14 protein-coding genes and 1 pseudogene are annotated in these 17,247 nt (G+C 72.4%); 5 read left to right on the top strand and 10 right to left on the bottom strand.

What is annotated here, in order from left to right; all coding sequences use genetic code 11:
• Positions 1-5 precede the first annotated feature (5 nt).
• From NEH16_RS03045 to NEH16_RS03075, 7 genes are all read right to left on the bottom strand, one after another.
• Positions 6-638 carry a LutC/YkgG family protein gene (locus tag NEH16_RS03045; protein ID WP_265538954.1) on the bottom strand — a complete coding sequence of 211 codons (633 nt, stop codon included), beginning with the start codon at positions 636-638 and terminating at the stop codon, positions 6-8.
• The gene (locus NEH16_RS03050; protein WP_265538955.1) at positions 635-2,173 is read right to left on the bottom strand and encodes a LutB/LldF family L-lactate oxidation iron-sulfur protein; all 1,539 of its coding nucleotides are present in this window, start codon (positions 2,171-2,173) and stop codon (positions 635-637) included. Before NEH16_RS03050 ends, NEH16_RS03045 begins: the two co-directional genes overlap by 4 nt.
• Positions 2,170-2,937, bottom strand: a complete 768-nt coding sequence (locus NEH16_RS03055) for a (Fe-S)-binding protein (protein ID WP_265538957.1) — start codon at positions 2,935-2,937, stop codon at positions 2,170-2,172. Before NEH16_RS03055 ends, NEH16_RS03050 begins: the two co-directional genes overlap by 4 nt.
• 161 nt (positions 2,938-3,098) lie before the next feature.
• Positions 3,099-3,833 carry a FadR/GntR family transcriptional regulator gene (locus NEH16_RS03060; protein WP_265538958.1) on the bottom strand — a complete coding sequence of 245 codons (735 nt, stop codon included), beginning with the start codon at positions 3,831-3,833 and terminating at the stop codon, positions 3,099-3,101.
• A gap of 80 nt (positions 3,834-3,913) precedes the next feature.
• Entirely contained in the window at positions 3,914-4,957 is a 1,044-nt protein-coding gene (locus NEH16_RS03065) for a S66 family peptidase (RefSeq protein WP_265538960.1), read from the bottom strand.
• 9 nt (positions 4,958-4,966) lie between these two features.
• Entirely contained in the window at positions 4,967-5,386 is a 420-nt protein-coding gene (locus NEH16_RS03070; protein WP_265538962.1) for a DUF4440 domain-containing protein, read from the bottom strand.
• 32 nt (positions 5,387-5,418) lie between these two features.
• Positions 5,419-6,159, bottom strand: coding sequence for a class I SAM-dependent methyltransferase (locus NEH16_RS03075; protein WP_265538965.1), 741 nt, complete (start codon positions 6,157-6,159; stop codon positions 5,419-5,421).
• Between the two features lie 176 nt (positions 6,160-6,335).
• Between NEH16_RS03075 and NEH16_RS03080 the strand changes: the two genes are divergently transcribed.
• From NEH16_RS03080 to fusA, 3 genes are all read left to right on the top strand, one after another.
• Entirely contained in the window at positions 6,336-7,244 is a 909-nt protein-coding gene (locus NEH16_RS03080) for a DUF2510 domain-containing protein (RefSeq protein ID WP_265538966.1), read from the top strand.
• Between the two features lie 102 nt (positions 7,245-7,346).
• Positions 7,347-7,646, top strand: a complete 300-nt coding sequence (locus NEH16_RS03085; protein ID WP_265538968.1) for a hypothetical protein — start codon at positions 7,347-7,349, stop codon at positions 7,644-7,646.
• Positions 7,647-7,948: 302 nt separating this feature from the next.
• Positions 7,949-10,036 (top strand): elongation factor G, encoded by a 2,088-nt coding sequence (gene fusA, locus NEH16_RS03090; protein ID WP_265538970.1) that lies wholly within the window; start codon positions 7,949-7,951, stop codon positions 10,034-10,036.
• Positions 10,037-10,085: 49 nt separating this feature from the next.
• Here fusA and NEH16_RS03095 read toward each other — a convergent pair whose 3' ends face one another.
• Together NEH16_RS03095 and NEH16_RS03100 are read right to left on the bottom strand one after the other, a co-directional pair.
• Positions 10,086-11,531 carry a glyceraldehyde-3-phosphate dehydrogenase gene (locus NEH16_RS03095; RefSeq protein WP_265538973.1) on the bottom strand — a complete coding sequence of 482 codons (1,446 nt, stop codon included), beginning with the start codon at positions 11,529-11,531 and terminating at the stop codon, positions 10,086-10,088.
• A gap of 81 nt (positions 11,532-11,612) precedes the next feature.
• Positions 11,613-12,602 (bottom strand): Gfo/Idh/MocA family protein, encoded by a 990-nt coding sequence (locus NEH16_RS03100; RefSeq protein WP_265538975.1) that lies wholly within the window; start codon positions 12,600-12,602, stop codon positions 11,613-11,615.
• A 174-nt stretch (positions 12,603-12,776) separates the two neighbouring features.
• Between NEH16_RS03100 and NEH16_RS03105 the strand changes: the two genes are divergently transcribed.
• On the top strand, positions 12,777-13,520 hold the full coding sequence (locus NEH16_RS03105) for a GntR family transcriptional regulator (protein WP_265547041.1): 744 nt from the start codon (positions 12,777-12,779) through the stop codon (positions 13,518-13,520).
• 110 nt (positions 13,521-13,630) lie between these two features.
• Positions 13,631-15,358, top strand: coding sequence for an RICIN domain-containing protein (locus tag NEH16_RS03110; RefSeq protein WP_265538977.1), 1,728 nt, complete (start codon positions 13,631-13,633; stop codon positions 15,356-15,358).
• 60 nt (positions 15,359-15,418) lie between these two features.
• On the opposite strand, the pseudogene NEH16_RS03115 reads toward NEH16_RS03110, so the two are convergent.
• Positions 15,419-17,244: pseudogene (locus tag NEH16_RS03115) on the bottom strand (glycoside hydrolase family 2 protein).
• Between the last annotated feature and the right edge of the window lie 3 nt (positions 17,245-17,247).

A 17,247-nucleotide genomic window follows, 5' to 3' on the forward strand; every position in this document is an offset into this window, starting at 1 on the left:
ATCACCTAAACGTCTGTGCGAATGACAACCGCGAGGGTACGCGGGCCGTGGACGCCCTCGACCCGCTCCAGTTCGATGTCGGAGGTGGCCGAGGGTCCGCTGATCAACGTGGTCGGGCGCTCCGGCACCAGCCGGGCCACCGCCTCCGGCACTCCCACCTCCACGGTCGACAGGTCGACCACGCACACATGGAGGTCGGGGACGAGGGACAGCGCCCGTCGCCCCTGGTCGGGCGAGCCGTCCAGGAAGATGGTGCCGGTCTCGGCGCAGCTGACGGCGGACGCGGTGACGACCCCGTCGAGGGCGTCCAGGCGCGGCGCCGGGATCTCCGCGGAGTCCTGCTGGACCTCGCCGTCGTACGCGTCCAGCCACCCGGTGTCGAGCCCGGGGGGCACTCCGATGCGCGCGGCTCCCCGCTCCCGCAGCACCCCGGCGATCACCTCGGCGGTCCGGTCGGCGGTGCAGGGGTGGACCTGCGCCTTGTAGTCGACCAGCCGGTCGGTGAAGAGGGCGAGGCGTTCGTCGTCCGGGAGGGTGCGTCCGGTGCGGTAGGCGCGCGGGACGGGTGTCTCCCGGGCAGGTGCCAGGGCGAGCGCGTCCCGGACGCGGCCGAGCACGGTGTCACGGGCGGTCGTCATGCGCCGTCCTCCTGCTGCTGGTTGCGGGTGTGCTCGGCGGACGCCTCGCGCATGGCGGCCGCGCCCTCGGCCGAGGCCATCCAGGCGCGGAAGGTCTGCTTCGGCGGGGCGGGGGTGTCGCGGCTGTCGCTCCAGCCGTTCAGCGGGGGCGGCAGCGCCGGGAGCTTGCCGTCCCGGGCCAGGGCGCGGCCGAGCCGCGACGCCTTCTGGGCGGCGGTGTACGCCTTGGGGCGGCTCATCACCGCGCCGGCCGCCTTCATGGCCAGCTTCTCGGCGGTGGTGCCGGACTGCTCGGTGTGCTGGTGGCGCAGTTCGACGAGCAGCGAGGGGATGTCGATCTTGACCGGGCAGGCGTCGAAGCAGGCCCCGCAGAGGCTGGAGGCGTACGGCAGCGAGCTGTTGGGGTCGTCCTTGGCGGCGTCCATGCCGGCGAGCTGCGGGGTGAGTACGGCCCCGATCGGCCCGGGGTAGGTGGAGCCGTAGGCGTGCCCGCCGGCCCGCTCGTACACCGGGCAGACGTTGAGGCAGGCCGAGCAGCGGATGCAGTTCAGCGCCTCGCGGCCGATGCGGTCCGCGAGGGCCGCGGTGCGGCCGTTGTCGAGGAGGACCAGGTGGAAGGTCCGCGGTCCGTCGCCGGGGGTGACGCCGGTCCACATCGAGGTGTACGGGTTCATCCGCTCGCCCGTGGAGGAGCGCGGCAGGAGCTGGAGGAAGACCTCCAGGTCCTGGTAGCGCGGGAGGACCTTCTCGATGCCCATGACGGTGATCAGCGTGTCGGGGAGGGTCAGGCACATGCGGCCGTTGCCCTCGGACTCCACGACGGAGAGGGTGCCGGTCTCGGCGATCCCGAAATTGGCCCCGGAGACGGCCACCTTGGTGGTCATGAACTTCTCGCGCAGATAGGCGCGGGCGGCGGCCGCCAGGTGGGCGGGCACGTTGTCCAGGGCCGGGTCGACGCCGGGGATCTCGTTGAGGAAGATCTGCCGGATCTCGTCCCGGTTGCGGTGGATGGCGGGGACGAGGATGTGCGAGGGCTTGTCGTGGGCGAGTTGGACGATGAGTTCGGCGAGATCGGTCTCGTGCGCGGTGATGCCGAGGGATTCGAGGTGTTCGTTGAGCCCGATCTCCTGGGTGGCCATCGACTTGACCTTGATGACCTCGTCGCTGCCCGTCTCCTGGACGAGCCGCGCGACGATCTCGTTGGCCTCGACGCCGTCCCGTGCCCAGTGGACGGTGCCGCCGCGTGCGGTGACGTTGCGTTCCAGCTCCTCCAGGAGTTCGGGGAGCCGGTTCATGGTGTCGGTCTTGATGGCGGAGCCGGCGTCGCGCAGCTCCTCCCAGTCGGGCAGTTCGCCGGTGACGTTCAGGCGTTTGGCGCGGATGGTGTGGGTGGCGCGGCCGAGGTTGCGGCGCAGCTGCTCGTTGCGCAGCTCGTCGTGGGCGGCGGCGGGGAACTTCCGGTCGCCGCGCAGATGGCCCGTGCCGTACGGGGAGCGGGGCGGGGTCGCGGGCATGCCGAGAAACGTCGCGCTCATCGGGCGGCCTCCGTCAGGACGTGGGGCGAGGTGCGGGTGGAGGAGAGGATCTGGGCGAGGTGCAGGGTCGTCGTTCCGGCCTTGATACGGGAGAGCCCGCCGCCGATGTGCATCAGGCAGGAGGAGTCACCGGCGGTGCACACCTCGGCTCCGGTGGCGGTGATGTTGCGCATCTTGTCCTGGAGCATCGCGGTCGAGGTGTCGGCGTTCTTCACGGCGAAGGTGCCGCCGAACCCGCAGCAGGCGTCGGCCTCGCCCAGCTCGACCAGGTCGATCCCGTCGACGGCGCGCAGCAGCCGCAGCGGTTTGTCGCCTACCCTGAGCATGCGCAGCGAGTGGCAGGTGGGGTGGTACGTGACCCGGTGCGGGAAGTACGCGCCGACATCGGTCACCCCCAGCACGTCCACCAGGAGTTCGGACAGCTCGTACGTCTTCGCCTTGACGGTCGCAACGCCCGCGCGCAGCGCCGCGTCCCCGTACCGCTCGGCGACGATCTCGTGCTGGTGGCGGACCGATCCGGCACAGGAGCCCGACGGCATGACGACGGCGTCGATGGAGCTGTCACCGAACTGGGCGGCGAAGTTGCGGACCAGCGGGACGGGTTCGCGCTGGTAGCCGGTGTTGACGTGCATCTGGCCGCAGCAGGTCTGGCCCGGCGGGAACACCACCTCGTGGCCCAGGCGGGCCAGCAGCACCGCGGTGGATTTCACCGCCTCGGGGAAGAGCGTGTCTCCCAGACAGGTGGCGAAGAGTCCGATGCGCATGGGTCTCCCGATCATGGCTCTGGGTGGGCGGGCGACGCGCGTCACCACTTATGGTCCGACCATACTACGCTCAGCCGCAGAAACTCCGTGGGTACGCGCAAGAGCCGCCGCGCGGACCCGGGCTTCGGGCATCGGCGCGGCGGCTCTTCGGCGTACGGGGTTCAGGCGTCGGTGAACGGTTCGTCCACGAGGGTGCCGTGCAGCCCCCGGATGTGGGTCTCGACCAGGTCCGCGGCCCGCGCCCCGTCGCCCGCGCGGACCAGCCGCAGCAGGTCGGCGTGGTCCGCGTTGAGCGCGGCGGCGGTGGCCGGCCAGTCCGGCTCCGCCTCCAGCGCGCGCAGGATCAGCGGCCGGACGGACTCGCGGACGGCGGAGGTGAGCGTCGAGGTCAGCGCGTTGCCGGAACTCCGGGCGATCCTGACGTGGAACCGGGTGTCCAGGTCGTTGAACTCGGGCACCCCGATGTCCGGCGCGCCCATGCGTGCGACCAGCTCCTCGGCCTCGTCCAGATCGGCCGGCTCGGCGTGCAGCGCGGCCGCCTCGAAGCTGGACCGCTCCAGCACGACCCGGGCCTCCAGCATGTCCCCGAGGCTGTAGCTGCCGAGCGCGAAGTGGAGCCGGAGCAGTCGGCCGAGCGCGTCGTCGGGGTTGCGGACGATGCGGGCGCCCGCGTCGGGCCCCCGGCCCGGCTGGGCGACCAGCACACCGATGGTCTCGAGCACCCGCAGCGCCTCGCGGAGGGCCGACCGGCTCACGCCGAGGACGGGGGCGAGTTCCCGTTCGGGCGGCAGGCGGTCACCGACCTTGAGATCGCCGGCGAACACCCGCTGCTCGATGCTCCGGAGCACCAGCTCGTGTGTGCGCGACTGCCGTACGGGCTCCCAGTCGACGGGCATGGGCCATCCTCTGTTCCGGTCGGAACATCCCACTATGTCACACACGGTGTGTGGTCGGACCACAGGCCGGAGGCCATCCGTCAGTACGTCACGACGATGCGCCGGGCCACCCCGTCCACCCGGATCACGCCGCCGTACGGGATGACCACCTGCGGGTCCGTGTGGCCGCAGTCCACGTCGAAGACGGCCATGGTGTCGGGGGCGTACTCCGCGAGGGCGCGCAGCACCGCCTCCCGCTGCTCCCGGCGGTACAGCGCACCGGCTTCCGCGTCGAGCGGCTTGTCGAAGGACCAGTTCTTGGCGCGCCCCATCAGCAGGGCGGGGAAGCGCCGCAGCAGGCCCCGCTCCCCCATGTTGCGCAGGATGCGGTACACCTCGTCGGCGCCGGGCAGCTCCTCGGAGGTTTCGAGGAACAGCACCCGGCCCTCGTAGGCCTCCGGGGGCTGGATCTCCCGGTCGGCCATCAGCATCCAGGCCAGGATCTCCAGGTTGCCGCCCCAGCTCGCCCCCTCGACCACCCGGTCCGCGTGGTGCCAGCTCCAGTCGTCGGCGGGGAGCAGGTCGGGCTCCTGCTCGAAGGTGCGCGGGTCCCTCCAGTCCCGGTTGGTGCTGCCGCTCTCCTTCGCCGGCGTCAGCTCGTACGCGCCGTGGGTGAAGAGCGCGGCCCGCAGGGACTCGGCCGTCTGCGGGTGCAGAGCGCCGGGCCTGCCGAGCTCGACCATGACCGAGCCGCCGTGGTAGCCCACGATGCCGAGGTTGTCGAGGAACACCAGCAGGTTGGTGTTGTCGCTGTAGCCGAAGAACGGCTTGGGGTTGGCGCGCAGCAGTTCGCGGTCCAGGTGGGGCAGCACGGTGATCTGGTCGTCGCCGCCGATGCTGGCTATGACGGCCTTGATCTCCGGATCGGCGAACGCGGCGTGCAGGTCGGCGGCGCGCTCCTGCGGGGTCGAGCCCATCTTCCGGGTGCAGGGGTACTCCACCGGCTCGAGGCCGAAGTCCTCGCGGATTCTGCGCAGGCCGAGTTCGTGCGGCAGCGGGAGGAGGCCGGGCAGTCCGGACGAGGGCGAGAGCACGGCGACGCGGTCGCCGGGCCGGGGCTTGGCGGGGTAGCGGGAAGGTGTCATCGGGTGAGCCTACGCAGGTCCGCCGGGGCTGTCCGCCGGATATGCGCGGGCGGCCCCCGCCGGGCCGGCCGGGGTGCCCTGGTGGAAGTACATCCGCCACCGCTCACCGGTCCTGCGCCACAGCGAACTCCGCCTGAACAGCATGCCGTTGCGCTCGGTGACGTACGTCAGGTGGACCAGGTCGGGGGCGAGCAGGGTGCCGGACAGCTCGGAGACGTCCGGGCCGGGGTCGTCGTCCTCCACGGCGGACGTGACGGCGAGGACGGAGGCGCGGTCGTAGCGGCGTCCGGAGGCGCCGAACTCTGCGAACTCCGGGTCGAGCAGGTCCGTCACCGCCTCGGGCGACGCCCGTACCGCCGGGTCGAGCAGCCGCAGTTCGCCCGCCATGGCGGCCCGTACGGCCCGCCCTTCCTCGTCGCTGAGCTTCATACGGACCGACCTTACGTCGGCGGGGTGCGGGGTCAGGCCAGGACCAGCAGGTCCATCCAGCTCACGGCGGGGCGGTCCGGCTCCTGTTCGGCCGCCGTACGCAGCCGGCGCATCCCGCGCTCGAACTCGTCGTCGGCCAGGCCGCGCAGCTTCGCGTCGGTGTCCCGCCTGATCCGGTCCGCGAACGCGGCAAGGCTCGGCGCGCTCTCCTGCGGCACCGCGTGCAGGGCGACACGGGAGAAGCCGGCCCCCGCGAACGCGGCGCACGTCTGCTCCACCGTGGGGTAGCCGTCCACGATGCGCTCGGCGCCGGGGAAGAAGCGCACCCGCAGGTCCCGTGCGCACCGGCCCGGAAACGAGTTGCGGATGAGCACGGGCGCGCCGGGCTTCAGGGCCCTGCGCAACTCCCGTGCGGCGGCGGGCAGATCACCGATGTGGTGGACGACCGAGCCCAGCCAGGCCGCGTCCGCGCAGCCGTCCGGCACCGGCAGCGCCTCGGCCCGCCCGTCCAGCGCCTCGATCAGCCCGTTCCGGGGGATCAGCGCCCGCATGGCGGCGGCCGGTTCCACGGCCAGGACCCGGACGCCGAACCAGTCGGCGAAAGCGGAGGCGAACGAGCCGGTGCCCGCGCCCACGTCCAGGACGGTGGCGCCCGGTGCGAGTTCCACCTCGGCGGCGACGGCGGCGCGCCATGCGGTCAGCCCGTCGCGCGGTATCTCCCGGGCGAGGCGGTAGTCCTCGGCGAAACGACGGTCGGGGGCGGTCGCTTCCATGGGGCCCTCACTTCTGGGCGCGGTCGGGCGGGTCCACCGCGCCTCGTCGGCGGATGCTAGCGACACCCCCACCACATGTCTAGACCAAGGAGGACGGCAGCTGCGGGCGGCGGGGCCGACCGGGAGCACCCACCCAGTTCATAGGATTCTCAGGCAGTCCGGTTACCGTGTCGGGCGTGACCCAGACGAGCCCGCCCGGCTGGCATCCAGACCCCGGGTATTCAGGATTTGGCCCCCGCCACGAGCGCTGGTGGGACGGCACCCAGTGGACCGACCATCTGCGCGTACCGCCGGCGGCCGTCCGCAGTCGGCGCATACGCATCGGGGCGGGCATCACCGCCGCCGTCGTGGTGCTCGCCGCCATCGGGGGCGGTGTCTATCTGCTGACGGACGACTCGGACGGCAAGAGCGACACCGCCGCCACGGCCCCGTCCGCCTCCCCCTCCCCCGGACCCGACCGCCGGCGCGGCGGCGGCCGGGGCGGCGGCAACGGTGACGAGCGCGGCGACGGCGGTGGCAGCGAGTCGCCGGAGCAGGGGCAGCCGGAGGTCGAGGACGGTTACGCGACGGACCTGGCCAGCGGCATCAGCATCCCGGTCCCCGACGGCTGGAAGGGCGAGTCGGGCATGGGCGCCGGGGTGACCACCGGGTCCTACGCCTGCCCCGGTGACACCGAGCAGAAGTGTGTGCGCGGCGGGGTGTTCTCCGCTCCGGCCGAGGCGCTGAAGCTCACCACCAAGACGGCGAAGGCCACCGCCGAGAAGGACATCGAGGCCAACGCCAACGAGTCCTACGGCGAGAAGATCTACGGCGGCATCACCTCGCACGAGGAGCTGAAGTCCGAGTCGGTCACGGTGGCCGGGCAGCAGGGCTACCGGGTGCGCTGGAAGGTGGTGACGAAGAACGGCGACGACGGCTATGTCGAGTCGCTGGCCTTCCCGTCCCCGCTGGCCAAGGACATGCTGGTGGTGATCCGCTCCGGCTTCGACATCAACAGCAAGGCGCCCGCGCTGTCCGTCCTGGACACGATCACGAAGGGCATCAAGGCGGCGTCCGGCGGCGGGGGCTCCGGCACCAACGCCTGAGCGTCCCCCAGGCGCACCGCACGGCCCGGCTGAGTATCCGGGCCGTGCGGTCTGAGTACGTCCCCCGATCCCGGTCCGGGGTGCCGCCGCTGGAATGGGGTCATGGCTCCCGACCCGAAGCGCCTCCGCGTGCGCCACGTCACCAGTGCCGGCACCACTCTGGCCCTCTCGCTCGCCCCGCTCGTGATCGGTGTGCTGTTCGCGCGCACGATGGCCCTGGACCCGCACACCCCGGTGAACGCCCTGATCACCCGGGGCGGCCGGGGCGTGGGTCCGTCGCCCGCCGAGTGGCGCGACTGCGGGCGGAACGCCCTGCGCCGGTGCCGCAGCGCCTGCCGGCCGCTGGGCCCGGGACGCACCCGGCCGAAAAACCGGTTCCCCCGCGCGCCCCGCCTTCCCTAGACTCGCCCCACACCGCGCGCCGGCCCTGAGTCGGCGCGTCCGCCGTGACCGTTGAGGGGAGACCGCCGTGCGCCACCGCACCGCCGCCGTCGTCCCCCCGTCGCGGTTCGAGGTGATCCTGGTGTCTCGCGCCGCCCGGAGCCGGCTGCGCGGCCGGCCCCGGACCCCGTGACGAACACCCGGGACCCGCATCACTTCTGACGTCCAGTCATGTCAGTGGGCCTCACGGGCCCGTATCCGGGCCGCTTCGTCCGGGGGTATCGCGCCGTCTTCTTCCGGATCATCCCGAAAGGCCACCGGCCGTGCGTACCCACCAGCACCGTTCTCCCGTCACCGCTCTCACCACCGTCCGCAACCTGGGCATCCTCGCCCATGTCGACGCCGGCAAGACCACCGTGACCGAGCGGATCCTCTACACCACCGGCACCACCCACAAGCGCGGTGAGGTCCACGACGGCACGACCATCACGGACTTCGACTCGCAGGAGCGCGACCGGGGCATCACCATCTTCGCCGCGGCCGTCAGCTGCGCCTGGGACGGTCACCGGATCAACCTCATCGACACCCCGGGGCACGTCGACTTCGCCGACGAGGTCGAGCGTGCGCTGCGGGTGCTCGACGGCGCGATCGCGGTGTTCGACGCGGTGGCCGGGGTGGAGCCGCAGAGCGAGTCGGTGTGGCACCAGGCGGACCGCCACTCCGTCCCGCGCATCGCCTTCGTCAACAAGCTGGACCGGGCCGGTGCCGACCTGGACAGCGCGGTCGCCTCCATCCGGGACCGGCTGCACACCGTCCCGCTCGTGGTGCAGCTGCCCATCGGCGCGGAGGACGCCTTCCGCGGGGTGGTCGACCTGGTGCGCATGCGCGCCCTGGTGTGGGCGGACGGCGCCGACGCGTACGAGGAGGGCGAGGTGCCCGAGAGGCTGTGCGAGGAGGCGGCCCGGCGCCGGCGGCTTCTGGAGGAGGCGGTGGCGGAGCTGCATCCGGCGGCCCTGGAGGAGTTCTGCGTACGCTCCGAGCTCTCGGAGGAGACGCTGACCGGGGCGCTGCGGGATCTCACGCGCACCGGTGAGGGGGTCGTGGTGCTGTGCGGTTCGGCGTACCGGAACCGGGGTGTCGAACCGCTGCTGGAGGCGGTCGTCGCGTATCTGCCCTCCCCGCTCGACGTGCCGCCGGTACGGGGCGTGCTCGACGGGGCGGTGCAGGAGCGGGCGGCCGATCCCCAGGAGCCCTTCGCCGCGCTGGCGTTCAAGGTGAACGCGACCGCGACGGGCCGGCTGACGTATCTGCGCGTGTACTCGGGAACGATCCGGAAGGGGGAGACGGTGCTGGACGCGACCACCCGGCGCGGTGAGCGCGTCGGGCGCATCCTGCGGGTCCAGGCGGACCGGCATGTGGACGTGGACGCGGCGGTGGCCGGGGACATCGTCGCGGTCATCGGCCCGAAGGCCGTCCGCCCGGGTGCGACGCTGTGCGCGCCCGGTGCCCCGCTGGTCCTGGAACCGCCCACGGTGGCCGACCCGGTCGTGTCCGTGGCGGTGGAGGCGCGGCGGAGCACGGACACCGAGCGGCTGATGGCCGCCCTGGTGCGGCTGGCCGAGGAGGACCCGTCGCTCGTGGTGCGGACGGACCCCGAGACCGGTCAGACCGTTCTCTCCGGCATGGGCGAGCTGCATCTGGAGGTGGCCGCGGAGAAGATCCGCCGCGACCACGGTCTGGACGTCCGGGTCGGCCGACCGCAGGTCGCGCACCGGGAGACGCTGGTGCGCGGGGTGTCCGGTCTGGTCTACCGGCACGTCAAACAGGACGGCGGGGCCGGGCAGTTCGCGCATGTCGTCATCGACGTCGAACCGCTGGAAGCCGCCGAAGGCGAGGCGGAGACGGCGGAGTTCGCGTTCCGTTCGGCGGTCGTCGGCGGCCGGGTGCCGCAGGAGTACGTCCGGGCGGTCGAGGCGGGCTGCCGGGACGCGCTGGCCGAGGGTCCGCTCGGCGGGCATCCGGTGACCGGGGTGCGGGTGACGCTGACCGATGGCGCGACGCATCCCAAGGACTCCTCGGAGATGGCGTTCCGCACGGCGGGGCGGTTCGCGCTCCGGGAGGCCCTGCGGGCGAGCGCGATGGTGCTGCTGGAACCGGTGGTCGAGGTGACGGTCACCGTGCCCGGTGACGCGGTCGGCGGGGTGCTCGGCGACCTGGCCGCCCGGCGCGGCCGGGTCTCCGGCTCCACCACGCGGGGCGGTGCGGCGGTGGTCACGGCGACGGTGCCGCTGGCCGAGCTGTTCGGTTACGCGACGCGGCTGCGGAGCCGTACGCAGGGCCGGGGCACGTTCACCACCCGGGCGACGGGGTACGCCCCCGCCCCTGCCGTCACGGCCTCCGGGTCCGTCTAGACGGAAACGGGTCCCGCCCGCCCTCGCGGCGGGCGGGACCTGCCGTGCGTCAGGCGACCGGCACGGGATACGTGGGGTACTCGACGCCGGAGACGTACTGCACGACCCGGATGACCTGGCACGAGTAGCCGAACTCGTTGTCGTACCAGAGGTAGAGGATCGCGTTGTCGCCGTCGACCTGGGTGGGGCCGGCGTCCACGATGGAGGCGTGGCGCGAGCCGATGAAGTCGCTCGACACCGCGTCGGGGGCGGTCGTGAAGTCGATCTGCCGCTTGAGCGGGGAGGTCAGCGACACCTCGCGGAGGTAGTCCAGCACCTCGGCGCGGGTGGTCTCGCGGCCCAGCTTCAGGCTGAGGATGGCGATCGAGACGTCCGGCACGGGGACGCGGATCGAGCTGCCCGTGATCGTCGCCTCCAGGTCGGGCAGCGCCTTCGCGACGGCGGAGGCGGCGCCCGTCTCGGTGATGACCATGTTGAGCGGTGCGGAGCGGCCGCGGCGGTCGGAGCCGTGGTAATTGTCCAGCAGGTTCTGGTCGTTGGTGAACGAGTGGATGGTCTCCACATGTCCGCGCAGCACGCCGTACTCGTCGGCCATCGCCTTCAGCGGCGGCACGATCGCGTTGGTGGTGCAGGAGGCGCAGGAGATGATCTGCTCGTCCGGCTTGATCATGTCGTGGTTGACGCCGTGCACGACGTTGAGGACGTCGCCCTTGCCGGGGGCGGTCAGCACGACCTTGGCAATGCCGGGGCGCAGGTGCTTGGAGAGGCCCTCGCGGTCGCGCCACTTGCCGGTGTTGTCGATGAGGATGGCGTCGTCGATGCCGTAGGCGGTGTAGTCGACGGAGGTCGGGTCGTCCGAGTAGATGACCTGGATCTCGTTGCCGTTGGCGACGATCCGGTTGTTGGCCTCGTCCACGGTGATCGTGCCCTGGAACTGGCCATGGATGGAGTCGCGGCGCAGCAGCGAGGCGCGCTTGACGATGTCCTGGCCCGCTCCCTTGCGGACCACGATGGCGCGCAGCCGCAGCCCGTTGCCGGAGCCCGCCTTCTCGATGAGGAGCCTGGCGAGCAGGCGGCCGATGCGGCCGAAGCCGTAGAGGACGACGTCGCGCGCCTCGCGGCGCTCGATCTTGTTGTCCCCGGTGGCACCGGCGACGGCCTCGGCGGTGAACTCCGCCGCGCTGAGGCCGCGGTCGTCGGCCTTGTGGGTGGCGGCGAGCATGCCGATGTCGATCTGGGAGGGGCCCAGGTCGAGGGTGGTGAGGGCCTGGAGGAAGGGCAGGGTCTCGGTGACCGAGAGCTCCGCGCCGTCGATCTGCCGGGCGAATCGGTGGGTCTTGAGGATGCTCACCACCGATTTGTTCACCAGCGAGCGGCTGTGCAGGAGGACGGTGACATCCCGCTCGCGGTGCAGCTTCCCGATGATCGGAATCATCGATTCCGCGATCTCCTCGCGGTTCTTCCAGTTGGTGAACGCGTCGTCATTGACAGTCACAGGTTTATCTTTCGAGCTAGGCGGCGCTCATATGGTAACCGGACGTTCATTCGACACCTCACCCCGGCCCGGTCCCCGCCCTCACTCCCCCACGCGCACCGGCCGCCCCGTGCGCCGCGACCGGTCGGCGGCCTCCGCGATCAGCAGTGCGGCCAGGGCGTCGGCCCCGGTGCAGGGGCTGGGCCGCAGACCCGCCGCGACCTCGGTGAAGGCCGCCATCTCGGCGACGTACGCGTCGTGGAACCGGCTGAGGAATCCGTCGTACGGGGCGGCGCCGGACGGCGTCCGGTCGTCGGTGGTCCGCAGCGGTGCGCGGTCGCCGTGTCCGGTGGCCAGCGTGGCCTGCGAGCCGGCGAGCTCCATGCGCGCGTCGTATCCGGCGCCGTTGTAGCGGGTGGCGGTGCAGCTGACGAGGGTGCCGTCGTCCAGCGTGAGGACGGCGGCGGCGGTGTCGACGTCACCGGCCGCCGCGAAGGAGCCGTCGCCCCGGTTGGCCCCGGTGGCGCTGACCTCCACGACCTCGCGGCCGGTGACCCAGCGCACGCTGTCGAAGTCGTGCACGGCGCAGTCCCGGAAGATGCCGCCGGACAGCGGCAGGTATCCGGCCGGCGGGGGCGCCGGATCGGCGGTGCACGCCCGTACGGTGTGCAGCCAGCCCAGCTCCCCGGTGGCGGCCGCGTTCCGCAGGGCGGCGTACCCGGCGTCGAAGCGGCGCTGGAAGCCGACCTGGAGCGGCACCCCGGCACCGGCGATACCGGCCAGCAGGGCGCGGGTGGCTTCGAGGCCGGCGGCGACCGGCTTCTCGCAGAAGACGGGGACCCCGGCGGTGACCGCCGCGCGGATCAGCGTGTCGTGGACCGCGGTGGGGGCGGCGATCACGACACCGTCCAGGCCGGAGCCGAGCAGCGCGTCCAGGTCCGCCGCCCAGTCGGCGCCCAGCTTCCCGGCCAGCTCGCGGGCCTGCTGCTCGACGGCGTCGTGCAGGACGAGGCGGTCGACGGCGGGCAGGGCGGCGAGGGTGGCGGCGTGGAACGCGCCGATGCGGCCCGTTCCGATGAGTCCGATGCGCATGCGCGGGTGCCTCCGGGGGCGGATGGGGGCCGGCTGGCCGACGCTCCTGATCTTCGTCTTTGTATCGTCGCCGATCGCAGCCGGTCAAGCATTTGTACTGACATATATACGTACTGAGCTGGACGCGGTTTACGGCATACTGAGGACGTGGCACGACGTTCCGAGGAGCCCGGCATGGAACCGCTCACCAGACTGATCACCATCGACCGGTCCAGCCCCGTTCCGCTGTACTTCCAGTTCGCGCAGCAGCTCCAACGCCTCATCGAATCCGGCGCGTTGGCACCCGGCGCCCGGCTGGAGAACGAGATCGCGCTCGCGGACCGCTTCGGCCTCTCGCGCCCGACGATGCGTCAGGCCATGCAGCATCTGGTGGACAAGGGCCTGCTGTCGCGCAAGCGCGGGGTGGGCACCCGGGTCGTCAACAACCGGGTCCGCCGGCAGGTGGAACTGACCAGCCTCTACGAGGACCTGCAACGCGATGACCGCCGCCCGCGCACCGAGGTCCTGTCCCTGCGCGTCCGCCCCGCCGAGGGCCGGATCGCCGCCGCCCTCCAGCTCGAACCGGGCATGGACACCGTCGAGTTGCGCCGGCTCCGGTACGCGGACGACGAGCCGATGGCCCTCCTGGAGAACCACCTGCCCCTGGGCCTCGCGGACCTCAGCGAGGAGGACCTGGCGGCGCACGGGCTCTACGCACTGCTCCGGCGCTCCGGCATCGCGCTGCGCTCCGCCGAGCAGACCGTCGGCGCCCGCCGGGCCACGGCGGCCGAGGCCCGGCTCCTCGCGGAGGGGCGCGGCGGCACCCTGCTCACCGTGGAACGCACGGTGCTGGGCGACGGGGGGCGTCCTGTGGAGTACGGCCGCCATCTGTACCGGGCATCGCGGTACTCCTTCGAGATGACGCTCACGGCACCCTGACGCGCCCGGGCAGCCGTTGAAGCGGAAGCTGTCCGCCCTGTTTACATCGATGTATATCCGGCTCTACTGTTTCGCCGTCAGCAGCCCCTCTCGGCCACCCCCACGCCTTCGTGCCCCCGAGGAAGGACGCCTGTGCTCTCCTTGCGCCGACCCCCCAGACCCGCACCCCACCCCTCCCCGCGACGGCCGGCCGCCTCGCCCGCTGGGCGGCGCGTGCCGTCGCCCCGGTCCTGGCCGCCGCCATCGGGCTGTCGTTCGCCCCGGCATCGGCCGCACCCGCCGCCTCACCCCCCGCGCCCGCCGTCGCCGCCGCCAACGGCACCCCGCTGGGCAGCGGGACCGGCCTCTACCCGAGGGCGATCCGGCTGGAGCACAGCGGCGCCGCCAACGGCCGGGTGCTCGCGAGCGTCGTCAGCTTCAACGGCAACAACGGCATCGGTGCCATCCACGAGAGCACCGACGGCGGAGCCACCTTCCGGCAGGTGGGCAGCGTGGCCGACCCGGAGTCCTCGGGCGGGCAGGGCCTGTGCTGCTCCACCCTGTTCGAACTGCCGAGCCAGGTCGGCTCGTTGGCGCCCGGCACCCTGCTGTGGGCCGCCTCGTCCGGTGCGGACGAGCAGAACCGGCGTATGGCGCTGCGCGTCTGGCGGAGCAACGACGTGGGCCGCACCTGGTCGTACCTCTCCACCTGCGCCTCCGCGAACGGCACGGGCGGGCTGTGGGAGCCGGAGTTCTCCGTCGCCGCCGACGGGGCGCTCGTCTGCCACTACGCCGACGAGACGGACCCCGCGCACAGCCAGAAGCTCGCGGCCGCCCGCAGCTACGACGGCGTCACCTGGCAGGACCGCCGCAACACGGTCGCCGGCTCCTGGCAGCCGGACCGGCCGGGGATGCCCATGGTGCGCCGGCTGCCGAACGGCACGTACTTCATGAGCTACGAGATCTGCAACCCGGGCGGCCAGTACCAGTGCGTCGTGCACTACCGGACCTCGGCGGACGGCTGGAACTGGGGCGACCCCGCCTCGCTCGGCTACCGCCCGGAGACCGTGGACGGCAAGTACTTCCGCGCCGCGCCGACCATCGCCTGGGCGCCCGCTCCGGGCGGCGGGGCCAACGGCCGGCTCCTCCTGATCGGCCAGCAGCTCCTGAACCGCGACGGCACGCCCGCCGCCGACAGCGGCCGCACGATCCTCGCCAACACGGAGAACGGCACCGGTCCGTGGTACGAGATCGAGGCCCCCGTGAAGGTCGCGGCGCCGACCGCCACGTACTGCCCGAACTACAGCTCACCGCTGCTGCCCTCGGCCGACGGGCGCACCGTGCTGGAGATCGCGACGGACTGGGACGGCAGTGTCTGCCGCCCGTACGTGGCCACCGGCCCGCTCACCGGCACCGGTGACGCGGCCGGGGTGGCGGACGGTGCGCGCTACCGGCTGGTCAACGCCAACAGCGGCCAGTGCCTGGACGTCGCCGCCGACTCACGGGTCGCGGGCGGCAACGTACAGCAGTGGACGTGCAACGGCCTCGGCCCGCAGGCGTGGACGCTGCGGGCGCACGGCGACGCGTTCACCCTGACCGGCGTCAACAGCGGCTACTGCCTGGACGTGGAGAACGGCTCCGCCACGCCCGGCGCCAACGTACGGCAGTGGTACTGCAACGCCGCGACCGCCCAGGACTGGCGGCTCCAGAACGCGGGGCGGGGCTACTACCGCCTGGTCGTGAAGTCCTCCGGACAGTGCCTGGACGTCTCGCAGGGCTCGCGTACGGCGGGGGCCAACGTCCAGCAGTGGACGTGCAACGGACAGCAGCCGCAGCTCTGGCGGCTCGAACGGGTCTGAGACCCGCCGATGCCCGCCCCTTCCGTGCCGGGAGGGGCGGGCATGCGTGATGCGGCGCCGTCAGTCGGCGTCCCGCTCCTCGAACGCGGCGGGCCGCAGCTGGGCCTCCCGGATGCGGGCGATATCCAGCTTGGTGCCCCGGTCGAAGCGGTAGACGCCGTTCTGCTCCTGGAAGACGTCGGTCAGCTGGGTGTAGCAGTAGCCGAACATGTCCGGGTCCGCCAGCAGCGCACCGGTCAGACCGGCGAACCGCTCGTGGAACTCGTCCTCGGTGCGCACCCGGTCGCCGTAGCCCCAGGAGACCGTACGGTCGCTGCCCGACTGCTCCGCTGCGGCCTCCGGGTCCCACCAGATCCCGCCGAACTCGCTGACGAAGTACGGCTGTCCCCGGTACGGCTGCGAGTACGCGGCGCCGTTCTCGTACGCGTTGACGAACGGCTCCCCCTTGGCGAGCCCGGAGACCAGCTGCCGGAAGGCGGCCGGGTCCTGCTCGTAGGTGTGGGAGTCGTAGATGTCGGTCTCCAGGACCCGGTGGGAGTAGCCGGAGGCGTCGATCACCGGGCGGGAGGTGTCCATCGCCTTGGTGGCGAGGAACATCGCGCGGGTCACGTCGTCGAGCTGGGTGATCCGGTCGTGGAGCTTCTGGTACGTCTCGTTGAGCGGGCACCAGCCGACGATCGAGGGGTGGGAGTAGTCGCGCTCCACGGCTTCGAGCCACTGGGCGATGAAGGAGGCGTCGGGCCGCTGGTTGTCGCCGGAGGAGCCGCCGACCTCGCAGCCCCAGTCGCCGAACTCGCCCCACACCAGGTAGCCGAGCCGGTCGGCGTGGTAGAGGAAGCGCTCCTCGAAGACCTTCTGGTGCAGCCGGGCCCCGTTGAAGCCGGCCTCCAGGGCGAGTTCGATGTCGCGGACCAGGGCCTCGTCGGTGGGGGCGGTCATCAGCCCGTCCGGGTACCAGCCCTGGTCGAGCACGAGGCGCTGGAAGCGGGGGCGGCCGTTGAGGAGGACGGCCTTGCCCCGGATGGAGACGGCGCGCAGTCCCGCGTAACTCTCGACGGTGTCGGTGGATTCGCCGTCGGGGCCGAGGAGTTCGAGGCGCAGCCCGTACAGGTGGGGGTCCTCGGGGCTCCACTCGCGGCGCCGGTCCTCCGGGACGGCCAGGTGCAGGCGGGCGGCCAGGTCGAGGTCGGCGCGGGCCTCGGCGCGGCAGACCTCGCCGGTGTCGTCGCTAAGGACGGCGCGCACGCGGTGGCCGGGGAGGTTGGCGGACAGGGGCAGTTCGAGGTGGAAGGCGCCGGCGGCCAGGTCGGGGGTGATGCGGGGGCGGCGCAGATGGGCTGCCTCGGGGACCGGTTCGGCCCAGACGGTCTGCCAGATCCCCGTCGTGCGCGTGTAGTTGCAGTCGTGGTTGGCGTACTGGACGGCCTGCTTGCCACGGGCCTGCGGGCCGGACTTCGGGTCGCGGGCGCGGACGGTGATCTCCACCTCGCGCCCGGCCGGGGCGAGTGCGCCGAGGTCGGCGGTGAAGGGGGTGAACCCGCCCCGGTGGCGTACGACTTCGGTGCCGTCCACCCAGACGGTGGTGTCGTGGTCGACGGCGCCGAAGTGCAGCAGCACCCGGCGGCCGGCCCACTCGGCGGGCGGGGTGAACCGGCGCCGGTACCAGACGGCTTCCAGAAAGTCGGTGTCGCCGACGCCGGACAGCTCGGACTCGGGGGCGAAGGGTACGAGGATCTCGCCGGTCAGGTCGCGTTCGAGGAGCCCGCGTTCGAGACCGCTGTCCCCCTGGTCCGTCTCGAACTGCCAGGTCCCGTTGAGGTTGAGCCAGTCGCGCCGTACGAACTGCGGGCGCGGGTACTCCGGACGGGGACGGAGGGGGTGTGCACAGG

It is taken from the genome of Streptomyces drozdowiczii (assembly GCF_026167665.1).
In the GTDB taxonomy this organism is placed as follows: domain Bacteria; phylum Actinomycetota; class Actinomycetes; order Streptomycetales; family Streptomycetaceae; genus Streptomyces; species Streptomyces drozdowiczii_A.

Bases quoted from the DNA above. Each gene is read 5' to 3' on its own strand.
- NEH16_RS03045 (WP_265538954.1), bottom strand. From the start codon at position 638: ATGACGACCGCCCGTGACACCGTGCTCGGCCGCGTCCGGGACGCGCTC.
- NEH16_RS03050 (WP_265538955.1), bottom strand. From the start codon at position 2,173: ATGAGCGCGACGTTTCTCGGCATGCCCGCGACCCCGCCCCGCTCCCCG.
- NEH16_RS03055 (WP_265538957.1), bottom strand. From the start codon at position 2,937: ATGCGCATCGGACTCTTCGCCACCTGTCTGGGAGACACGCTCTTCCCC.
- NEH16_RS03060 (WP_265538958.1), bottom strand. From the start codon at position 3,833: ATGCCCGTCGACTGGGAGCCCGTACGGCAGTCGCGCACACACGAGCTG.
- NEH16_RS03065 (WP_265538960.1), bottom strand. From the start codon at position 4,957: ATGACACCTTCCCGCTACCCCGCCAAGCCCCGGCCCGGCGACCGCGTC.
- NEH16_RS03070 (WP_265538962.1), bottom strand. From the start codon at position 5,386: ATGAAGCTCAGCGACGAGGAAGGGCGGGCCGTACGGGCCGCCATGGCG.
- NEH16_RS03075 (WP_265538965.1), bottom strand. From the start codon at position 6,159: ATGGAAGCGACCGCCCCCGACCGTCGTTTCGCCGAGGACTACCGCCTC.
- NEH16_RS03085 (WP_265538968.1), top strand. From the start codon at position 7,347: ATGGCTCCCGACCCGAAGCGCCTCCGCGTGCGCCACGTCACCAGTGCC.
- NEH16_RS03100 (WP_265538975.1), bottom strand. From the start codon at position 12,602: ATGCGCATCGGACTCATCGGAACGGGCCGCATCGGCGCGTTCCACGCC.
- NEH16_RS03105 (WP_265547041.1), top strand. From the start codon at position 12,777: ATGGAACCGCTCACCAGACTGATCACCATCGACCGGTCCAGCCCCGTT.